The organism is Acinetobacter sp. YH16042 (genome assembly GCF_013417245.1).
Lineage (GTDB): Bacteria > Pseudomonadota > Gammaproteobacteria > Pseudomonadales > Moraxellaceae > Acinetobacter > Acinetobacter amyesii.
Genome location: NZ_VPEJ01000135.1, coordinates 1 through 1192, shown reverse-complemented (window position 1 = coordinate 1192; position 1192 = coordinate 1). Strand labels below are relative to the sequence as shown.

1 protein-coding gene is annotated in these 1192 nt (G+C 33.4%); it reads left to right on the top strand.

All coding sequences use genetic code 11. The features are described from left to right. The first annotated feature begins 238 nt into the window (after nucleotides 1–238). Nucleotides 239–1180 carry a replication initiation protein gene (locus FTV37_RS17565; protein WP_180064348.1) on the top strand — a complete coding sequence of 314 codons (942 nt, stop codon included), beginning with the start codon at nucleotides 239–241 and terminating at the stop codon, nucleotides 1178–1180. The last annotated feature ends 12 nt before the right edge of the window (nucleotides 1181–1192 follow it).

Below are 1192 nucleotides of genomic sequence, written 5' to 3'. Positions count from 1 at the left end.
AAATGGACTTAAAAAACTACTTTTACCGGACATTAAACTACAAATGCCGGACAAAATGGACTTAAAAAACTACTTTTACCGGACATAGAAACTACTTTTACCGGACATTAAACTACAAGAAAAAGTTTGTAGTTTTGTTAAAAAACTACAAAAATAGTAGTCAAAAAATAAACGACAATGTATGTTTAAGCTACATAAATACCAATGTAGTTAGTTAGTTTTTTGGGGTTGTAGTTATATGGACGAAAATAAAAAAACATATCCTCTGAGCTGGGTTGTTATGCAAAACAATGTTCAAGAATGCTTTAAGAGTATGAACATTGATGAAAAACGAATGTTAATACTTGCTAGCCCAATTGCTAGAACCACTGATGCAACTGAAAAAGACCGAATTATGATTACGGCAGAAGAGTTTGCTAGAGAATGTGGCATTAAAACGCATTCCGCATATACGCAGTTAGAACTAGCCAGCAAGAATCTACTTAAAAGAAATTTCTCTTATAACAATGAAAGAGGAAAAAAGGTGCTGTCGAATTGGGTGATTGATTGCACTTATGAAGACGGAGGGATAGCTATACGTTTCCCTGAAATCGTTCTACTGATGTTAAAAGAGTTTGATAAATTAAACCCTTATACAAAATATAAAAAAGATATCGTACTAAGTTTGAAAAAAGATTACTCATTCGATCTTTATCATTTAGCTAAAAAGCATCAAGCAATGGGACAATTTGAAATGTCCTTAGAACATATAAAAAATGAGCTGGGTTTGCCCAAATCTTATGACAAACTCTGTAATTTAAAAGACCGAGTAATGAAGCCTTCATTAAATGAGATTACAACTAATACAGATATTGAACTCACTTATGAAAATGTAAAAAAAGGGCGTTCAGTAGTTGGCTTTAAATTTATAGTGAAAGAAAAACCTAAGCCAAAATTAATAGCGCCTCAGCGAGATCAAAGAACTATAGATATGTTCTGCAATTTATCTGATGCTCAAATTAACAAGTACAGCACTATTTTATCTAAACTTTCTGAGCTATCAGACCTCAGTAATTTCCCAGACTACCCGACATTTGCCCTCTGGATTAGTGGCATCTTACGAGATCCGAAAAGTGTAAGAGCGGAAACAACAAAACGGATTTTTAAAGCTCTTCATAGCAAGACGGATTTTAAACCATGAGAACTACGGATG